Origin of the sequence: Devosia psychrophila (assembly GCF_000971275.1) — a bacterium.
In the GTDB taxonomy this organism is placed as follows: Bacteria; Pseudomonadota; Alphaproteobacteria; order Rhizobiales; family Devosiaceae; genus Devosia; species Devosia psychrophila.
This window is the reverse complement of record NZ_LAPV01000028.1, coordinates 1-1041: the sequence shown is the minus strand read 5'-3', so window position 1 is coordinate 1041 and position 1041 is coordinate 1. Positions and strand designations below refer to the sequence as shown.

At 64.9% G+C, this 1041-nt stretch carries 1 protein-coding gene; it reads left to right on the top strand.

The window, feature by feature from the left end:
* Window positions 1–193 precede the first annotated feature (193 nt).
* A partial coding sequence (locus WH91_RS02940; protein ID WP_046169532.1) for an IS110 family RNA-guided transposase occupies window positions 194–1041 on the top strand: 848 nt, incomplete at its 3' end.

Sequence of the window (1041 nt, the reverse complement as noted above, 5' to 3'; positions counted from 1 at the left end):
TTGTATGTTTGCTTTGAGGCTGTGATTGACGATGATCGGCCTTGGGGCATCGTGTTTTGCGATGCTCCGGGTCAGATAGCGTGTGTCCCCTTAGAGCCAAGCGAGCTCGTCCCTGAGCAGACGCGTCTGACCCATCTTGACTGTCTCGAACGGTTGGTTGGGCCCTCGTGCCCGCATACAAGGCAGAGCCATCATGATCTCTTCTCCCGATTACGTCGGTGTCGACGTCTCCAAAAAGTATCTGGATCTGGCTATGGCCGGGCACAAGGTGTTCCGCGTGGCCAACACCAGCGCCGGCATGTCCGGGCTGTTGCCCCGGCTGGCCAGCCTGAACCGGCCCCATCTGGTGTGCGAAGCCACCGGCAGCTATAGCCGGTTGCTGGCCCGCGAAATGGCTGGCCAGGGCATTGCGGTCAGCCAGATCAACCCGCGCCGGGTGCGCGAGCTGGCCCGGGCCGACGGGCGCCTGGCCAAGACCGATGCGATTGACGCAGGCGTGATCCTGCGCTTCGCTCATCTGATGGCGCCAGAACCAGACCCGCAATACGATCCGAACGCCGTGGAAATGGCCGACCTGGTGCGCCGGCGCCGCCAGATGGTAGATATGCTGGCACAAGAAAAGCAGCGCCGCGAGCATCCCGAGGCGCTGCAGGTGCAGGCCAGCATCGACGCCCACATCGGCTTTCTGGGCCAGCAGATCGCCGAGATAGACCAGGCCATCGCCCGCCACATCGAGGCCGATACCACGCTCAGCCGCCGGGCCGAGCTGCTCACCACCATCCCCGGCATCGGCAAAACCACGGCCGCAGTGCTGATCGCCGAAATGCCGGAGTTGGGCTCCATCGGCAACAAGCAGGCCGCGGCCTTGGCCGGGGTGGCGCCGTTCAACCGCGACAGTGGCGCCATGCGCGGGCAGGCCCATATTGCCGGTGGCCGTCTCTCGGTACGCTGCGCCCTCTACATGGCGAGCCTCTCCGCCATCCGCGCCAATCCCCCGATCCGAGACTTCTACCAGCGCCTGCGCGACCAGGGAAAACCCGG